Here is an 18,456-nt window from a genome sequence, read left to right on the forward strand (position 1 = left end):
AATTCCTGCTGCCATGCAGAATATTGCAGCTGTCCCGGCCTCACGGCTCACTAAAAAATGAGCAGAGACAATACTGGACGCGCTGTTCCCGCAACAGACGGCTCCTTTTTCGTATACAGACGATATTCCCCCTTTTCACATCAATATAACGGCTGTAAGGACAAATAAGGCTGTTAAAATAATTCTTCTTGGCGGCTAAACAGGGAAGGGGTGTATTGATGTCTCAGGGTCTAAGGTCAAAATTCATGGTGACTGCCGCATGCATGGCAGTTGTCTCTCCACTGCCAATGCTCGCGCAGGACGGCCAGCCGTCAGGCCGCGTCGAGGAGGTCGATGAACCGGTTTACCTCGATGAAGTGACGGTCACGTCGCGCTTTCGCGAAGAATCCGTCCAAGATATCGGTGTCAGCGTAACCGGGGTTTCCGCGGAGACCATTCGCGAGCAGGGTATTCAGGATATCGAGGATATCGCCCGGCTGGTGCCAGGCGTGCAGAACGTAAAGTCACGGCAGAATTCAAACGAGATCGCCATTCGCGGCGTGATCAACAGTAGCGATGGCGAGCGCTCCACCAGCGCACTCTACAGCGTCTTCGTCGATGATGTCTCGGTCGCTTCGGCCGGGACGCAACGTGATTACAGCTCTGTCGACCTGAACCGTATCGAGGTCATTCGCGGCCCGCAGCCAACGCTTTTCGGCGAAGGCGCTGTCGGCGGTGTGCTCCGCTACTTCACCAACGATCCGGATCTGGACGGACCAACGGTGACCGGTCAGGCGAATGCCCGGCTTGAGACCATCGAGGATGGCGGCCTCGCCTATGGCGCGGACAATTCGACATCCTTCATCCTCTCACCCGGCAAGCTCGGCGTCCGCGTGTCTGGCTTCTACCGCAAGGATGAAGGCTTCATCGACAATCCGAGCGCAGGGGAGGACGTAAACGACTTCGACACCTATGGCGGACGGGCCGTTCTTCTCGCAAAGCCGACCGATGATCTCGAGATCCGGCTCTCGGCCTATCTCGCACGGGATGAATCCGGCGAGTCGACCCAGATTGATCCGGGGTCCGATCCGGAAGATCTCACCTTCGCGGCCTCGCCCGAGACCGGTGAGTTTTCCGACGATTTCGACCTTTATTCCGGCAAGGTTGTCTACGATTTCGGCAATCTGGAGCTCACCTCGATCACCGGCTATTATGAGCGCGAGACCAACGCCTCGATGTTCAGCTCCGGCAACAGCTTTGGTCTGGTGCCTTTCTTCGCCACCGATAGCGGCGGCCCAATCGACACGACCACCTACCAGGTCTCCACCAGCAGCTTCGAGCAGCTGTCGCAGGAATTCCGGCTGGTTTCGGACTTTGATGGCCCACTGAATTTCACCTCCGGGCTATACTATCGCGACCGCGAGAACACGGTCGGGGCCTTCCTCGACTGTGAGGGGTGTACGGCTGTGACAACGCCGCCAACTGCGAACCTTGCCACGGAAGAGACCGTGACAGAGTCGGAGCACTATTCCGGCTTTGTCGAGCTGACCTATGAAGCGCTCGACAATCTGCGCTTTATCGGCGGCGCCCGCTATGTGAACGACACCGTCGAAGTGAGCCTGATCGAGAACGAGGCCATCAACCTCGCGCCGCGCTTCGATGGAAGCGGCGCGATCATTCCCTGGACGCCCTCCGATCCGATCGACTTCGCCTCGACGCTCGACATCCTGAACGGCGCCGGCTTCGGCACGAACTTCGAGTTCGAACAGGAGAAGGTCCTGCCGCGCATCGGCGTCGAGTATGACGTCAATGAGGACATCCTTCTTTACGTGAATGCCGCTGAAGGCGCCCGCAATGGCGGGGTCAGCCAGGCCATCGCCGCCCTCTCCAATTCCGGCGGTGACCCGGATGTCTTTTACGATAATCTTACATTCGACGAAGACAGCGTCCTGACCATTGAAGGGGGCGTCAAATCCACGCTGATGAATGGCCGGCTCACGGCCAATTTCGGCCTCTTCCACAGCAAGTATGAGGACACCCAGATTCTCGTCTCGCTGCCGGCGACGAACGTCACCAACGGCCCGGACCAGCGGATCATCGGGGCAGAGCTGGAAACGGCCTACCGCTTCAGCGATGAGCTTCAGGCCTTCCTGAACGCCTCTATCATCGACTCGGAATTCTCCGACGACTTCTCGTCCGTGCTGCAGCCGCCGCCGGGAGAGACGGCGCCTTATTACGATATCCAGGAAGGCAATGAAGTCCCACAGGCGCCTTCGCTTTCGTTCTCGACGGGTTATTCCTATAGCCGCCCGCTCGGCACGAACGGAATGCGCCTGACCTCGAACGGCTCGTTCCAGTATATCGGGGAGCGCTATTCCAGCGTTCAGAACTATCCGGCATCAGAACTGGACTCGCTTGAAATCCTGAACCTCCGCGTCGGGCTGGAGAAGGATGCCTGGGCGCTCAACCTGTTCGCCACCAACCTCCTCAACGATCTTGAGGAAGTGGATATCTATGCGAACTCGCTCGCCCATTACATCAATGATGGCGGAACGCTCGACGCCGATCCGATCGGGGTGAACGTCAACCGGCCGCGGACGGTCGGGCTCAGCCTGACGCTCCGGTATTGATCGTATGGCGGACGTGTTCCGACGCTTTCTCCTGCCGGGGCTGGTCTTTCAGTCCGTCATTATCGGTGGCGGCTACGGCACCGGCAGGGAAATCGCCGAGTTCTTCCTGGCGCATGGCGCACTGGGAGGGCTGCTCGGCATGGCGGTTACCGCCTTGAGCTGGGGCCTTGTCCTGGCAATTGCGTTCGAGTTCGCCCGCATCACCAAAAGCTACAATTACAGGGCGTTCTTCATGGCCCTGCTTGGACCTTTCTGGCGTGTCTTCGAGCTGGTCTACCTGCTGATCATCCTCCTCGTCCTGTCCGTGCTCGGCTCGGCGGCAGGAGAGATGATCGCCTCGGCCTTCGGTGTTCCGGACGTCGTGGGCGCGGTCCTGCTCCTGGCAGCGATCGGCCTGCTCGCCTACCTTGGCAGCAAGACAATCGAACGCGTCCTCGCTGGCTGGTCCGTCCTTCTTTACGCCGTCTATGCCATCTTCTTCCTCTGGGTTGCGACCGGCTCGGGCGACGCCATCATGGCCGCCCTGTCCAGCGGGCAGGCGACCGGGAACTGGGCGCTCGACGGGGTTCGTTACGCCGCCTACAACCTCATTGCGCTCGGGGCTGTCCTGTTCGTCCTGCCCTATCTGAAGACCCGCAAGGACGCGCTCGTCTCCGGTTTCCTTGCCGGAACGGTCGGCATCGTTCCGGGTGTGCTCGTCATTCTGGCCATGCTTGCCCAGTATCCCGCGATCCAGAACGACGCTGTGCCCGTCCTCTCGCTGCTGAATGGCCTGACCGCCTTCTGGTTCATCGTTCTTTTCCAGATTGTCCTGTTCGGGACCTTTATCGAAACCGGAGTCGGGCTGATCCACGCGGTAAACGAGCGGGTCGCCGATGCTTGCAAGGACATGGGCCGGGCCTTTCCCGGCTGGGGTCGGCTGGCCCTTGGCGCGGGCCTGACCGGGCTCGCCGTATTCCTGGCCAGCGCCATCGGCATTATCGATCTCATCGCCAAGGGCTATGGCGCCCTGTCCTACGCCTTTATCGCCATCGTCGTCGCGCCGCTCCTGACGATTGGCATCTACAAAATCTCGAAATCTTCCCCTGACCGCATGGAGACTGCGAATGACGCAGGCTAACTCTGTCTTTAAGCCGTCGTCTGCTGCCCCGGACACAACCGGGCAAGGGACCACACAGCTGAAGGCTCCCTACCTGATCTATTTCGGTGACGTCCCGAAACACGGCTACGCCAAGACCGGCCTCGGCCTGATCCATTGGCGCCGCGAACGCTGCGCCGGCCAGATGCGGCGCGACGGCTGTGTCGTGGATGGGGGCCTGCCGGACATGGATATCGCCGAGGCCGTGAAAGCCGGCGCCCGGTCGATCGTGATCGGAGTGGCCTCACCGGGCGGGCCTATCCCTGCTCCATGGCTGCATGATCTTGCCGACGCGGCACGGGCCGGCCTGGACATCGTCTCCGGCATGCATGCCCGGCTCGCCGATTTCCCCGAACTCGTCGATGCCGCGCGAGAATCCGGGGCCCACCTGGTCGACATCCGCGCGCCCTCGAAAGATTTCCCGGTGGGCACCGGGATCAAGCGGTCCGGCAAACGCCTGCTGACCGTCGGCACCGATTGCGCCGTGGGCAAGAAGTACACAGCCCTCGCCCTTGAACGGGAGATGCGCAAACGCGGCTGGGATGCGGATTTCCGCGCGACCGGCCAGACCGGCATCATGATCTCCGGAAGCGGCATTGCGATGGACAGCGTGGTGGCCGACTTCCTTTCGGGTGCGGCCGAGCAACTGTCGCCGAACGCCGGCCCTGACCATTGGGACGTCATCGAGGGACAGGGCTCACTGTCTCACCCAAGCTTTGCAGGCGTCAGCCTGGGCCTGCTGCACGGCTCGCAGCCGGATGCGCTGGTGCTCTGCCATGATCCGAGCCGCGACTATCTCCTCGGCTTCGAGGAGCGTGGCATTTGCCCGATCCAGCCGCTTATGGAAGCGATGGAGCAATGCCTCATCTTTGCACGGCGCGTGAACCCTGCCGCACGCTTCGTCGGCATATCCATCAACTCCAGCAGTTTTGCTGACCCCGACCATAAGCGGCTGGTGCGGCAGTTTGCCGACGAAACCGGGCTGCCGGTCGCCGATCCCGTGCGCGACGGCGTCTCGGCAATCCTCGATCACCTTGAAAAGGAGTCGTTCTGATGTCCCTGCGCTTGAGCGTGCACAAGGCGATGTGGCCGATGACGGCCCCGTTCACAATTACCGGGCATGTCTTCACGTGCGCGGATTCCATCCTCGTCGAACTGATCGACGATGGGGTCGCCGGACGGGGCGAAGGGCTGGGTGCCTATTATCTTGGCGAGAATGGCGACCTGCTGCTCGACCAGATCGAGGCCATTCGCAGTGATATCGAAAAAGGCATCTCCTTCGAGGACGTCCAGGCGCTTCTGCCGCCGGGCGGGGCCCGCAACGCGCTCGACTGCGCCCTCTGGGATCTCACCGCCAAACAGACCGGAAAGTCGATCTGGGAGCTGACGGGCATTGACCCGAAGCCTCGCCAGACCGCTTTCACCATCGGCATTCAGGACACCCCGGAGCAGATGGCCGAGAACGCCGCCCGGGCGAAGGATTATCCGGTCCTGAAGGTCAAGCTGAACGATGTCGAGCCGGTCGAGCGGATGCGCGCGATCCGGAAAGCCCGGCCCGATGCCTATCTCGTCATCGACGCCAATCAGGGGTTTACCTTCGACCTGCTCCAGGAGGTGATCGAGCCCTTCGCGGAGTTCGGGGTCTCGATGATCGAGCAACCGCTGAAGCGCGGCGGCGACGAAGCGCTGGCCGGCTTCAAATCTCCGATCCCGGTCTGCGCTGACGAGAGCTGCCTGCATCGCGGTGAATTGCCCGATGCGCTCGAACGCTATGACATGATCAACATCAAGCTCGACAAGACCGGCGGGCTGACCGAAGCGCTGGCGCTGGCTAAAGAGGCCCTGGCCGCCGGCAAGGGCCTGATGGTCGGCAACATGCTGGGCACATCGCTTTCCATGGCACCAGCTTTCGTCATCGCCCAGCTCTGCGACTTCGTGGACCTTGATGGCCCCCTGAACCTCAAATCGGATTGCGCGGTGCCCATGGCATACAAGGGCGCCGAGGTCATGCTGCCGGAGAAAGGGCTGTGGGGTAGCCCGGGATGATTGCGGCCGACAACATTTTCGGCCTTCTCGCCGTCCTCCTGTCGCTCTGCGCGCTGGCAGCGCTGGTGGACACCACCCCTGTCGGCAAGAGGATCACCGGGCTCGGCGTCCTGCTGTTCGGGGCGATTGCGGCATCGCACTTCGGCCTCATCCCACACGCGGCCCCGGTCTATGGAGCGATCTGGACCTATCTCGTTCCACTCGCCATCGCGCTCTTCCTGCTCAAGGCGGATCTGTTTCGCGTCTTCTCGGAGGGCGGACGAGTCCTGATTGCCTTTCTCGCGGGCATGGTTGGAGCCTCGGCAGGCGCGCTTCTGGGCGCCCTCCTGCTGGATCTCGGCCCCCATGAGCCAGGGATCGCGGCTGTCTTCAGCGCGACCTACACAGGCGGCTCGCTCAATTTCGTCGCGGTCGCCGAGGCTATCCAGTTTGAAGACGAGTCCCAGCTTGCAGCCGCACTGGCCATCGACAATGTCCTAGGCGTTGGCTTCATCCTGATGATGAACCTGGCCGCCGGCTGGTCGCTCTTGCAGAAGCGCTTTGCCTGGCGCGCCGACAGCATCTGGGGCGATAACGACAGCACAGACACTGCCAATGCAGAGCCATACACGCTGGATCATCTTCTCACCGCGCTGGCACTCGCGGCGATTGTGGTCGCGCTGAGCAATTGGCTGGCAGGCCTCCTGGGCGGTGACCAGTATGCGCTTCTCATCATCACCGTCGTCATGACCGCCATCGCGACCTTCGGACGGAGATTCGTCTCGAAGCTGCGCGGTGAAGACCTGATCGCCATGATCTTCATGTACCTCTTCTTCACGATCATCGGCGCGGGTGCAGACATCAATGCCATGCTGAGCGCGGCCCCGGCCCTTTTCGCCGTGGTGCTGCTGATCTTCGCGGTCCACCTGCTCGCTTTGTTCGCGGCCGGTGTGCTCTTCAGGCTGAACTATGCCGAACTGGCCGTGGCCTCGCTCGCCTGTATCGCCGGACCGCCCATCGCGGCGGCGATCGCCATCCTGTTCAAGTGGCGCAACCTTGTCGCGCCCGGGATTCTTACGGGCGTGCTTGGCTATGTGCTCGGCAATTTCATCGGGGTCGGAATCTTCGCGATGCTTGGAGGATCGCTTCAATGACAACTGATATCAAAATTCGCAGTAAGGAGGGACTGATGTCTTTATTGCCAAGAGCGTTCGGGACGCTTGCCGCATTACTCCTCTTGCCGTCGACGCTGGCGGCCCAGGAGAGTGAAAACCCGCTTGTGCCGGAGGTCCAGACCGAGGTCGAGGACGTTCAGGCCGACACGGTGTCACCGCCCCCGGAAGAGGTCACGGCCCCTGACGGGACCCATCGCCTCACCCGCACGGACGTGGACACCTGGCTCGACGGCTACATGCCATACGCGCTCAGGCAGGCCGACATTGCCGGCGCGGTGGTTACCGTGGTCAAGGATGGCGAGATCCTGACCAGCCGCGGCTTCGGCTATTCCGATCTCGAAAACAAGGCGCCGGTCGATGGCTATGAGACCATGTTCCGGCCCGGTTCGATCTCGAAGCTGTTCACCTGGGTTTCGGTCATGCAGCTGGTCGAACAGGGCGAGATCGATCTCGATGCAGACATCAACACCTATCTCGATTTCGAGATTCCCGAAGCGTATGGCGAGCCGATCACCATGCGTAACCTGATGACCCACACACCGGGCTTCCAGGAAAAGCTGAGAAACCTGATCCTCACCGACGAGGACCTCTATCTCTCGCTTGAGGAGTTCCTGAAATCGACACCCCCGCCGGCACGGATTTTCGCGCCCGGCAAGACGCCGGCCTATTCGAACTATGGCACAGCGGTCGCTGGCTATGTCGTGCAACGCATTTCAGGCCAGCCTTATGAGGCGTATGTCGAAGAGCACATTTTCGAGCCGCTGGGCATGGAGCGCGCCACCTTCCGTCAGCCGCTTCCGGAAGAGTTCGAGCCGTATGTCTCGAATGGCTATAACAGCGCATCTGACGGCAAGGCGCAGCCTTATGAGTTGATCCCCATGGGGCCGGCCGGCTCTCTGGCGGCAGACGGCGAATCCATGGGCCGGTTCATGATCGGCCTGCTGGAGCGTAACCCGGCCCTGATGGCGCCGGAAACCTGGGACCAGATGTACAATACACTCTACCAGCTCACGCCGCCGCTGAATGCCATGGCGCTCGGCTTCTGGGAGCTCGACAAGGGCAATCTGCGGATCCGTGGCCATGGCGGCGATACAAGCTTCTTCCACTCCGACCTGAACGTCTTCCTCGACAAGAATGTCGGTATTTACGTTTCCGTGAACAGTACCGGCACCCACGGGGCGGCCGGCACGCTTCGTTTCGCGGTCACGACGGACTTCGCCCAGCGCTACTTCCCGGAGGCAACCGTACCGGTCGGCGAGCGGCTGGACACGGCCAAGGAGCACGGCGCAATCGTCGCCGGCACCTATGAAAGCTCACGCACCGTCGCCACGAACTTCGCGGCAATCATGCGCCTGCTTGGCCAGGAAACGATCAGCATGAACGAGGATGGCGATCTCGTCATGCCGCTCTTCGGGCAACAAGCCGTCTGGCGCGAGGTGGAACCGTTCGTCTGGCGCCATGAGGGCGGCTATGAACGAATGAGTGCGGTGATGACCGAGGACGGCAATCTCGACTATGTCACCTTCGAGCCTGTCTCGCCGATCATCCACCTGACGCCGGCCCCCTGGTATCGCAATAATGGACTCGTCATGCCGCTCCTGACGATCTCGCTGCTCGTGCTGCTGGCAACGCTCATCATGTGGCCGGTTCGCGCGATCGTCCGGTGGCGCTTCAAGCGGACCTTCCCGCTAAGCGGACGCGAAGCGTTGGTCTATCGCCTCACGCGGATCGGGATCATTCTGGTCTTCGTCTTCCTGATTGCCTGGTTTCTGGCGTTCCAGACCCTGTTCTCCAATCTTTCGGGCCTGAGCGGCGGATTCATTGCGCAACTGCGTCTGACCCAGTTCACCCAGATCTTCCTCTATGCGGCCTTCGCCGTCTCGGTCTGGAATGTCTGGACCGTCTGGACGAGCGGGCAGAGCTGGTTCGGCAAGGCCTGGAGCATCGTTGTCTCGCTTGCCATCCTGATAGTCCTGTTTGTCGCTGCGACCAACGGGCTGCTCAGCCTGGAGACGCACTTCTGACGGCCAGGCCCTTAGTTGATCTGGCTACTCTGTTGGATAGTCCATGTAGCGATCTGGCCGGCGTGAAAAATTTTCACGCCGGCCAGATACATTACGAATAAATATTTCTCTTCCCTGAGCGCTCTCTGCAGACCTGCTATCCGGCCTGAACCATCGTGACCGGGAACGCCGTCTCATTCTTGATCTGGCTGAGCGCGACCATGCTCTTTACTTCAGCGACCCCTTCGATCTTCGACAAGGTATCGAAGAAGAAGCGCTCATAGTCATAGATGTCCTTTACCGCCACTTTCAGGAAAAAGTCCGGATCTCCGAGAAGCACGAAACACTCAAGCACATTGGGAAGAGCACGCAGCTTCTTGCTGAAGATGTCCAGGTTGGCGCGGCCATGGGCCGACAGTTTCACATGGGCGAGCACAATCGTGGACAGGCCGATTTTCTCCGGATCAACAAGCGCAATGCGTTTGCGGATGAAGCCCTGCTCTTCAAGACGCTGGATACGCCGCCAGCAGGAGGCCTGGGACAGCTCGACCAGCTCGCCCAGTTCAGCAGCAGAGCGACTGCAATCCTGCTGGAGTTCCTGAAGAAGCCGGCAATCTATGCGGTCCAGATTGTGATGCATTATAATTTTCCTATGTGCGCGTTACTCGAATTATTCTTTCACAATACCCTTGATTTCAACCGCGCTCTGAAAAGCGTTTGATCCGCCCAGCCGGTAAACTGCTCCAGAAGGAGAGGTGACAATGATTTGCGAGACGCGCCCCCGAACCGACCACGCGACCAGCGCAGAGGCTGACAATCCCCTGCTGGTCATTGTCAGCGAGCCAGGACCAGTCAGCCTCCTCAGGGCCCTCAACCTGCTTTCGGTTTCCGGCTTCTCGCCACGCTCGCTAGCACTGGAACATACCGAATCCGACGATCAGGCCGTGGCCCGGATCTGGCTGGCCGAGGATGTCGACAGGAAGCGTTTGTCATCCGTCGCCGACAAGATCGCCCAACTCCCCTCTGTCTGGCGGGTCGAAGCCAGCGAAGGCCTTGCTGGCGTAGAATAAGCCCGCGGGATGAAGAGGCCTTCCCCGTTCACCCACAACCGCTCAGCCAGCCGGGAAATCCCAAACCTGGAACGCCACGTCCGGCTTATCGTCGTAGAGATAAGCGTTCAGCGACAATAAGACCCAAGGGAGAGCGGTGATGTTAAAAGGCCACCCAATTCGGCAGATTGCTTATGTTGTAGACGATATCGAGGCTGCCGCCCGGCGCCATCACGACCTCTTTGGGAGCGGCCCGTTTTTCGTCGCCGAGGACATTACCGTCCCGGTCACGCACAGAGGCAAGGAGATCGAATTCAGCCACAAGGCCGCTTTCGGGCAATGTGGGCAGACGCAAATCGAACTGATGAAGCCGCTAACCTCCGGGCCTTCCATCATCCACGACCTCTACCCCGACGGCAGCGGGAAGGGTGGCATCCACCACATGGCCATCATCGTGGATGATATCGATGCGACGATATCCAAAGCCGATGCCGAAGGCTTCCCGGCTGTGCTGCGGGCTTACATGGCCGAGATGGACATGAAGACCGCCTTCCTCGATTCCGTCACAACCTACGGCCATTTCATCGAACTCTATGAAACGTGCCCCAGCATCCTCGATTTTTACGACATGATCGAAAAGGCAGCGGAAGGTTTCGACGGGACGAGCCTGTTTCGGGAATTGTCCTTCTAGCGATAGTGCCAAAGGTGCCTAGCGTTTCCGGCTTATGACGATGGGACCGGCCGCAGGGCGCGAAACCGTGAGCGGGTGGATCGCCTCAAGCACATCGAAAACCTGATCCATATTGTCGACCCGGAAAGCGACCGTGGAGCGCATATCGCCCACATCAGACGAAGCGATCTCGATCTGACGGTCCGAATACCGGTTCAGGTCGGCAATGATTTCAGCGAGGCTTGCATCCTCATAGGCCAGCCGTCCCTCACGCCAGGCCCCCGGCTCAACCTGCTCGATCTGCTTCACTTCAGGCAGGGCCACGCGACGGGCCGCACTCACGCGTTCCCCTTTGGTCAGCACCTGCTTTTCGATGTCCTCGACATCCTGCTGCTCGATCGCGGCCGGAATATCGGCCGGCTTCATAACCTCGACGACCCCTTCGAGCACAGAGACGTGCACGATGTCGGCGCTGCGCTTCACGTCGAACTTGGTCCCGGTCACACGCACAAGCGTATCCTGACTCGTCACGAAGAATGGCCTGTCGGCGTCCTTGGCGACCTCGAGAAAGACCTCGCCGTCAAGCAAGTCGATCTTCCGCGTGCTCGGGGTAAATTCGGTTTCGATCCGGGACTTTGCGCCCAGCGTCACGACCGACCCGTCTTCGAGCCTGACCTCGCGGATCTCTCCCCGGCTGGTCGCAATCAGCGAACTCGATTTCGCCGCGAGGGCTTGCCCCGACGGGCCCTGGCCGCTCTCCAGCATGGATGGCGCAAAGAGGAGGGCAACCGTAAGCGCCATGGCGATACCCGCGCCTGCGATTGCCCCGGCAGGCCGCTGGATGAAACGCGTCAGGGCGGATCCGCGAAAACGCCGGCGCCCAAGCAGGCTATCGAGATCAACTCCCGCCTCAGGCGCAACGAGGTCGAGATCGCGATAAACCTGCTCAAATTCGCGATAGGCTGCCTTGTGGGCACGGTCATGGTGCAGCCAGGCCTCGAAATCGGCGCGTACCGACGCATCGACATCGCCGGAATGCAGCCGTGTGAACCAGGCCGCCGCCTCCCTTTCGAGCTCCTCTTCCGTCTTTGATACTCCCATCGTCATGGTTTCTGCCCGTCAGCTCCCACCATCCGGCTCCGGGGTTTCCCTGACCCGCCGCGCACGTTTGAGCGCAATTACAAGACTTGCAATTCCGTTGTTCATATTGCGGCTGATATCACCTGCCGACCACCCGGTTTCCTTTCTAATCTCGCGGTAGCTTTTGCCCTCCAGGCGGCTCATCGTCAAAATTACCTGCTGTTTGTGGGGCAGCTCGCGCATTGCAGCCACGAGAATATCAAATCGTTCTCTAGATTCTACGACGCGCTCCGGGGTTAAACCTTCCAATTTGAATTCAGCATCAAGCGCGATCTGCTCGGCAAGATAGGCATCGGCGACCTTGGAGGTCCGCTTGTAATCGAGAACGAAATTGCGGGCTGCGATGTACAGAAAGCTCCGCGGCGACTTGACCGCCGACTTGTCTTTCAGGTTCGCATATTTGACGAACGCAGACTGCACGACATCCTCGGCTTCCGGCGGGCCCGCCCCGAAGGACTTGCGGATATTCGCAACAAGATCCTGAAAATACAGACGGTAGAGACTATCGACGTCCTGGCTTGCCGCACCTGATGGAGGCTGCTGCAGCGCCGCGCGGCACTGAAGCCCCTTGCCTTTTCCTGCCCTTTTCAAAGCGGTGTCCCTCTCCCGTGAACATAATTTTTTTATGGCATCAAGCTGGCATCTAAACATGGGCAATGTCCAGATGCCTCAGCAAAAGAACGCGCCGGCAGAGATGAGCAAAATGGAAAGGAATTGGGGTCCGGATCGCCGGAAACGTAAATGGTTTCAATGGTGGGCGGTACTGGGATCGAACCAGTGACCCCTACGATGTCAACGTAGTGCTCTACCGCTGAGCTAACCGCCCATCCGTTTTGAAGCGGCCCTAATCGGGCCTTGTGGCGTTCAAGTCAAGCCTGCAAGCGCTGTGAATGTCAGGCCGCGATCACACGGTCGACCTCTTCCACGAGTTCACGCAGGTGGAACGGCTTTGAGAGGATCTTCGCGCCAGCCGGTGTTGGCGTGCCAGAAGCGAGCGCCACCGCCGCAAATCCGGTGATGAAGACAATTTTCATGGCTGGATCGAGTTCGGCCCCCCGCCGCGCCAGCTCGATGCCATCAATGCCCGGCATCACAATATCGGTGAGCAGCAAGTCGAAGACTTCGCGCTCCAGCGCCGCGAGCGCTGTTTCCCCATCCTCGAAATCCTGAACATCATGGCCAGCCCGCTTGAGCGAGGCGGTCAGGAATGTCCGCATCATCTCGTCATCTTCAGCGAGAAGGATCTTGCTCATGGCGTGGGGCCCCCGGGATCACCTGTCCTGTTTAATAGATTCCACAGAGCATGGCCGGGGTAAATTCCACGTGAACATCACGCACATGCTTGACCTTCTGCAGAAATATCCAACCATCTGTCCCCATGAGCCTTGCTGATCGTGAACAGGAAACATCAGACCGCCCGGACGGCCCCGTCCCGGCGTTCGCGTTCGCTCGCCCGGCGGGCGTTAAAACCCCGGTGCTGTTCACCTCTCCCCACAGCGGCACGCATTATCCCGACACCCTGCTGCAGAACCTTCGTGTGCCACTCATCGACCTGCGGCGCACCGAGGACGCCCATGTCGACGCCCTGTTCGCCCATGCGCCCAATCTCGGCGCCGCCTTGCTGCGGGCGACACACGCCAGGGCTTTTGTGGATCTCAACCGGGATCCGCGTGAACTTGACCCGGACATGTTCACCGGAAAACTGCCGGGAAAAGCGGCCGCGCCCTCTGTCCGCGTCCAGGCAGGTCTTGGCTGCATCCCGAAGATCGGTGCAAGAGGGGATACCATCTATGCAAAAAAGCTTAGCCCGGAAGACGGAGAGTCCCGTCTTTCTGGTGTGCACGCCCCCTATCATCAGGCGCTCAGCGGCGAGATTGCTGCACTGCATCAGAAATTTGGATGCGTTTTTCTGATCGACTGCCACTCCATGCCATCGAAACAACCCGGACGGCCAGACCTGCCGGATATCGTTCTGGGAGACCGTTTTGGCTCAAGCTGCACAAGCCAGCTGACCAATCTGGTCGAGCGCACTTTTCGCCAGGCCGGGCTGACCGTCACCCGCAATGCTCCTTACGCAGGGGGATATACGACCCGGCGCTACGGTCGTCCGAAACGCCACGTCCACGCCCTTCAGATCGAGATAAACCGCCGTCTTTACATGGATGAAGTGACGGTCGAGCCGCTGCCCGACATGGCCGGGCTCAGCGAGACTATCGATCTTGTCATTGCAGAAATCTGCCGTCTGGCTGTCCGGCTCAGTCCCTGAATAAAAAAATGGCCGTGCCAAGCCGGCACGGCCAATAAGGTAAAGGGAGGAAACGCCAGAAGGCGTTAGCACCGCAGTGCTGATACCTATATTATTGTGCGCCGCACAAATTGCAAGTGCGAATTCAGCCATCCCTGCATTTCTGCATGTGACACCCTGGCACAACCATTCGGCACATCCCTTGCTCACCCCTCTCCACAGACGTTCAAACCGGGACACTCCCGGGAACAGACCAACTGGGGAGCCGCACATGACGGACACAACGGATCTGCACGTAGGCAAGAGGCTTCGCCGCCGCCGCAGACTGCTGGGACTGACGCAGCAGGAACTTGCAAGCCAGGTTGGCGTGCGGTTTCAGCAGATACAGAAATATGAGTGCGGCGCCAACCGCATGACCTCATCGAGACTGTATGACCTTTCACGCGCACTGAATGTATCGGTTCAGTATTTCTTCGATGGCATGGAAGGCGACGACCTTCTCGCGGCCAATGACGCCGAACGCCTCGATGGCGACATTCTCAGCCAGAAAGAAACGCTTGAACTGGTTCGCGCCTATTATCGCCTGGGTGAACGCCCCCGCCGGCGCCTGCTCGAACTGGCCAAGGCACTGGAAAGCGACCAGAACGGGACCGGCGCTGCTTGACGCGCCGGGCCGGCTGGCCCAAAGCGCATCTCCATGACGCGCGCTTTCAATGAAGACGACACACTGGCGCTGACACGGCGCCTCGCAGATGCGGCCTGGACAGCGATCCGGCCGCATTTTCGCTGTGGCGTGGAGACCGAGAACAAAAAGGTGGGCACAGCCGGCTATGACCCTGTGACCCTGGCCGACAAGGCCGCCGAAGACGCCATCCGCACAATCCTGAAACAGGAACGCCCCGAGGACGGCATCGACGGGGAGGAATATGGCGCGCATGAGGGCCCCTCCGGCTGGCAATGGCTGATCGACCCGATCGACGGCACGCGCGCCTTCCTTGCCGGACTGCCGGTCTGGACGACGCTGATCGCGCTGGTTGATCCAGATGGGCACCCTGTGATCGGCATGATCGACCAGCCTGTCCTCGGCGAGCGCTATGTGGGCGCCCCGTCCGGAGCCTTCCTCGAGACCGCCGGGGGCCGGGAAGCGCTCAAGGTCTCTGACTGTCAGGACCTGCGCGAGGCGATCATTGCCACAACCGACCCTTTTATCATGACGCCCGCTGAACAGGGCGCCTGGACGCATCTTCGGCATACTGCGCGCATCACCCGCTATGGGCTCGACGCTTATGGCTATGCCCGGCTTGCCGGCGGAACGATCGATCTCGTCTGCGAAACCGGACTGCAGGCCCACGATGTGGCCGCGCTCATCCCGGTGGTGCGCGGGGCTGGCGGTGTCGCGCGCGACTGGCGGGGCAACGAGGCCAAGCTCGGCTCGCAGATCGCCTGCGCCGCCTCGGAAGCCGTTTTCGAGCAGGCCCTGATCTCGCTCAGACGGTCTGCGATCTGATGACGCCTGCACGCCGGCTGGTCACATCCGGCGGATTCGCGCTAGATAGGGACATATGACGGAAAACAGCGCATCCCTCGTCCACCGCAAGCTGCCCAGCAAGGCCTGGCCCAGCAAATGGAAGATTTCCAACATTGTCGATGGGCGCTCATTGCGCGTGAAGCTCACGACCACCTTTCTCGACAATCTCGGAGACGAGGCGGAAGCCCGCAAGGAAGTCCTGAACCACCTGCACGGCGCGCTTTTCCGCGGCCGCATGATCGCACAGGAACGGCTGCAGCAAGGCGCCGACGGGCTGGATACCGCGCGCCTTCTGGCCGCAGTGCAGGATGAGGTCCTGCACGCGCTTTATGACTATGTGACCGTCCACGTTCACCGGGCGCGCAACCCCACGGAAGGTGAGCGCCTCGCCGTCTTCGCGACAGGCGGTTATGGTCGCCAGGTGCTGGCGCCCTCGAGCGATGTCGATCTGCTCTTCATCCGCCCCTACAAGGCATCGGCCCATGCCGAGAGCGTGATCGAGTACATGCTCTATGCGCTATGGGACATTGGCCTGAAAGTCGGGCACGCCTTCCGCACGCCGGAAGAATGCATCCGCCTGTCCAAGCAGGATGTCACCATCAAGACATCCCTGCTCGATGCCCGGTTCCTGTTCGGGGATGAAAGCCTCGGCCGCGAAACCATGGAGAAGTTCCGCAGCGATGCCGTCGAGGGCCACAATGCCGAATTCATTGCCGACAAGCTCGCCGAGCGTGATGCCCGCCATGCCAAGCAGGGCAATAGCCGCTATGTTGTCGAACCGAACGTGAAGGACGGCAAGGGCGGGCTCCGCGATCTTCAGACCCTCTACTGGATTAGCAAGCACATGTATGGCGGTGAAACGCTGGAAGAGGTCATGCAGAACGGCCCGTTCACGCCGCATGAATACACCGTCTTCAACCGGGCCGCGCGCTTCCTCTGGACCGTGCGCTGCCATCTTCACTATGTGACGGGCCGCGCCGAAGAGCGCCTCAGCTTCGACCTGCAGCCCGAAATCGCCTCGCGCATGGGTTATCGAGACCGCTCCGAGCAGCTTGGCGTCGAACGATTCATGAAGCACTATTTCCTGGTCGCCAAGGATGTCGGCAATCTCACCCGCATCCTGGCCGCCAAGCTCGAAGCCGAGCACGTCAAGAAACCGGAAGGCTGGCGCCGCTTCATACCGGCGGGCGCCCCGAAGCCCCTGGAGCAGGAGGGCTTTGTCCTCGATGGCGGACGTATCAGCGTCACAGGCGAGGAGGTCTTCGACGAACATCCGGACAATCTGATCCGCCTTTTCGCCATCGCCGACGAGAGCGAACACGATATCCACCCCGACGCCATGACCATGGCCGCGCGCAAGTCGAAGCTGATCAATCCCAAGACGCGCCTGATGCCGGAAATGCGCGAGGCCTTCCTGAAGCTGCTGGTCGAAGGCCGCGACCCCGGTCTGGCTCTGCGCCGGATGAACGATGCCGATGTGCTGGGCCGCTTCCTGCCGGAGTTTGGCGGCATCGTCGCGCAGACGCAGTTCAACATGTATCACCACTATACGGTGGATGAGCATACGATCCGCGCCGTGGAATATATGGCACAGATGGACCGAGACGGCGGCGAAGGGGTCGAACTGGCCCACCGGCTGTTCCAAAAGATCGACAACAAGCAGGTCCTCTACCTCGCCATGCTCCTGCACGACACCGGCAAGGGACAGGGGGACCAGCAGGTCGAAGGCATGAAGACCGCCGCCCAGGCCGGCAAGCGTCTGGGGCTCTCCGACGCCGAAACAGACCTCATCGCATGGCTGGTCGGCCACCATCTGGAGATGAGCGAAACGGCCCAGAAGCGCGATATTGCCGACCCGTCCACCATTGTGCGCTTTGCGGCCATGGTCGGCTCAATCGAGCGGCTGCGCCTGCTCTATATCCTCACCATTGCCGACATCCGCGCTGTCGGCCCCGGAATCTGGAATGCCTGGAAGGGCCAGCTCCTTGAAGACCTTTACCACAACACTGAAGCCGCCCTCCGTGGCGGGCGCACAGACGAAAAGAGCGTTGCCAGAGAGCTTGCCGGCCGGGCCGCGCTCAACCGCGAAGCGCTGGAAAAACGCGTCGGCGCGATCCCGCAAGTGATGCAGGAAATGGATCCTGCTTATTGGACAGGCTTCGATGTCGATGTGCTGGCGGAACACGCCGAGAAGCTGCGCACCAGCGAAACACCGGTCATTTCAGCCACTGTGCGCGAAGATGGCGGCGGGGTTTCCCTGCTGGTCGCCGGCCATGACCGGCTTGGCCTGTTCGCCAAGCTGGCCGGCACCATCGCAAATCAGGGCGCGAACGTCGTCTCCGCCCAGGTCTATACTGGCCCGTCCGGTTTCCTTGTGGACGTCTTCATTCTGCAGGACGGCAAGGGCGGTGTTTTCGCCGCCGGGGACCCGGGACGCCTGAAGCGGCTGGAAGACGAGGTCCGGCGCGTCTTCACCAGCGATGCGCCGATCAAGCAGATCCCGAACACCTCCTCGCGCCGGGAAGCGGCATTTCTCGTCATGCCACAGGTCAAGATCGATGATACGGTCTCGACCGACTATACCGTTATCGATGTGGCTGGACGGGACCAGCCAGGGCTGCTGCACGATGTTGCCAATGTCCTGGCCCAGGAAAACATCTCGATCCACTCCGCGCATGTCGGTTCTTATGGCGAACGGGTTTTCGACGCCTTCTATGTCCAGCTCCCAGACAATTATACCGAAGACCGCAAAGCTTCACTCAAGCAGCAACTTCTCGCCATACTTCAGCGCGAAGAACCCGAAGCTCCGCGCACCCCGGCGCGGAGCCTGAAACAGGCCAACGCCGCCGACAGCTTCTGACAAGCCAGCCCGAC

At 60.7% G+C, this 18,456-nt stretch carries 16 protein-coding genes and 1 tRNA gene; 12 read left to right on the forward strand and 5 right to left on the reverse strand.

Annotated features, from left to right (window positions below; genetic code table 11):
• Positions 1-245 precede the first annotated feature (245 nt).
• The 6 genes from B8784_RS17680 to B8784_RS17705 are packed head-to-tail and all read left to right on the forward strand — an operon-like array spanning position 246 to position 8,971.
• A complete protein-coding gene (locus tag B8784_RS17680; protein WP_233356221.1) occupies positions 246-2,609 on the forward strand; it encodes a TonB-dependent receptor in 2,364 nt (787 codons plus the stop codon).
• A gap of 4 nt (positions 2,610-2,613) precedes the next feature.
• Positions 2,614-3,729, forward strand: coding sequence for a YkvI family membrane protein (locus B8784_RS17685; RefSeq protein WP_084399211.1), 1,116 nt, complete (start codon positions 2,614-2,616; stop codon positions 3,727-3,729).
• Positions 3,716-4,801 (forward strand): DUF1611 domain-containing protein, encoded by a 1,086-nt coding sequence (locus B8784_RS17690; protein WP_084399212.1) that lies wholly within the window; start codon positions 3,716-3,718, stop codon positions 4,799-4,801. Before B8784_RS17685 ends, B8784_RS17690 begins: the two co-directional genes overlap by 14 nt.
• Positions 4,801-5,793 (forward strand): N-acetyl-D-Glu racemase DgcA, encoded by a 993-nt coding sequence (dgcA, locus tag B8784_RS17695; RefSeq protein ID WP_084399213.1) that lies wholly within the window; start codon positions 4,801-4,803, stop codon positions 5,791-5,793. Before B8784_RS17690 ends, dgcA begins: the two co-directional genes overlap by 1 nt.
• Positions 5,790-6,926: a DUF819 family protein gene (locus B8784_RS17700; protein WP_084399214.1), complete on the forward strand. Its 1,137-nt coding sequence runs from the start codon at positions 5,790-5,792 to the stop codon at positions 6,924-6,926. The genes dgcA and B8784_RS17700 overlap by 4 nt, the downstream gene beginning before the upstream one ends.
• A gap of 35 nt (positions 6,927-6,961) precedes the next feature.
• Positions 6,962-8,971, forward strand: a complete 2,010-nt coding sequence (locus B8784_RS17705) for a serine hydrolase domain-containing protein (RefSeq protein WP_158085741.1) — start codon at positions 6,962-6,964, stop codon at positions 8,969-8,971.
• Between the two features lie 136 nt (positions 8,972-9,107).
• Here B8784_RS17705 and B8784_RS17710 read toward each other — a convergent pair whose 3' ends face one another.
• Positions 9,108-9,590, reverse strand: coding sequence for an Lrp/AsnC family transcriptional regulator (locus B8784_RS17710; protein ID WP_084399216.1), 483 nt, complete (start codon positions 9,588-9,590; stop codon positions 9,108-9,110).
• A 121-nt stretch (positions 9,591-9,711) separates the two neighbouring features.
• On the opposite strand from B8784_RS17710, the gene B8784_RS17715 reads away from it, so the two are divergent.
• Together B8784_RS17715 and B8784_RS17720 are read left to right on the forward strand one after the other, a co-directional pair.
• Entirely contained in the window at positions 9,712-10,020 is a 309-nt protein-coding gene (locus B8784_RS17715; RefSeq protein ID WP_084399217.1) for a hypothetical protein, read from the forward strand.
• Between the two features lie 139 nt (positions 10,021-10,159).
• Complete coding sequence (locus B8784_RS17720; protein WP_084399218.1) at positions 10,160-10,690, forward strand: VOC family protein; 531 nt, start codon at positions 10,160-10,162, stop codon at positions 10,688-10,690.
• Between the two features lie 18 nt (positions 10,691-10,708).
• On the opposite strand, the gene B8784_RS17725 is transcribed toward B8784_RS17720, so the two are convergent.
• The 4 genes from B8784_RS17725 to cpdR all read right to left on the reverse strand — a co-directional run bounded on the left by B8784_RS17725 (position 10,709) and on the right by cpdR (position 13,062).
• On the reverse strand, positions 10,709-11,770 hold the full coding sequence (locus tag B8784_RS17725) for a FecR family protein (RefSeq protein WP_158085742.1): 1,062 nt from the start codon (positions 11,768-11,770) through the stop codon (positions 10,709-10,711).
• A gap of 18 nt (positions 11,771-11,788) precedes the next feature.
• On the reverse strand, positions 11,789-12,460 hold the full coding sequence (locus B8784_RS17730) for an RNA polymerase sigma factor (RefSeq protein WP_084399220.1): 672 nt from the start codon (positions 12,458-12,460) through the stop codon (positions 11,789-11,791).
• Between the two features lie 100 nt (positions 12,461-12,560).
• Positions 12,561-12,635: transfer RNA gene (locus tag B8784_RS17735), tRNA-Val, on the reverse strand.
• A 67-nt stretch (positions 12,636-12,702) separates the two neighbouring features.
• Complete coding sequence (gene cpdR / locus B8784_RS17740) at positions 12,703-13,062, reverse strand: cell cycle two-component system response regulator CpdR (RefSeq protein ID WP_084399221.1); 360 nt, start codon at positions 13,060-13,062, stop codon at positions 12,703-12,705.
• A gap of 125 nt (positions 13,063-13,187) precedes the next feature.
• On the opposite strand from cpdR, the gene B8784_RS17745 reads away from it, so the two are divergent.
• The 4 genes from B8784_RS17745 to B8784_RS17760 all read left to right on the forward strand — a co-directional run bounded on the left by B8784_RS17745 (position 13,188) and on the right by B8784_RS17760 (position 18,442).
• On the forward strand, positions 13,188-14,075 hold the full coding sequence (locus B8784_RS17745) for an N-formylglutamate amidohydrolase (RefSeq protein ID WP_084399222.1): 888 nt from the start codon (positions 13,188-13,190) through the stop codon (positions 14,073-14,075).
• A gap of 250 nt (positions 14,076-14,325) precedes the next feature.
• Entirely contained in the window at positions 14,326-14,718 is a 393-nt protein-coding gene (locus B8784_RS17750) for a helix-turn-helix domain-containing protein (protein WP_084399223.1), read from the forward strand.
• Positions 14,719-14,751: 33 nt separating this feature from the next.
• A complete protein-coding gene (locus B8784_RS17755) occupies positions 14,752-15,561 on the forward strand; it encodes an inositol monophosphatase family protein (protein ID WP_084399224.1) in 810 nt (269 codons plus the stop codon).
• A 55-nt stretch (positions 15,562-15,616) separates the two neighbouring features.
• Positions 15,617-18,442, forward strand: a complete 2,826-nt coding sequence (locus tag B8784_RS17760) for a [protein-PII] uridylyltransferase (protein WP_143435615.1) — start codon at positions 15,617-15,619, stop codon at positions 18,440-18,442.
• The last annotated feature ends 14 nt before the right edge of the window (positions 18,443-18,456 follow it).

The organism is Henriciella aquimarina, assembly GCF_002088975.1.
In the GTDB taxonomy this organism is placed as follows: Bacteria; Pseudomonadota; Alphaproteobacteria; order Caulobacterales; family Hyphomonadaceae; genus Henriciella; species Henriciella aquimarina.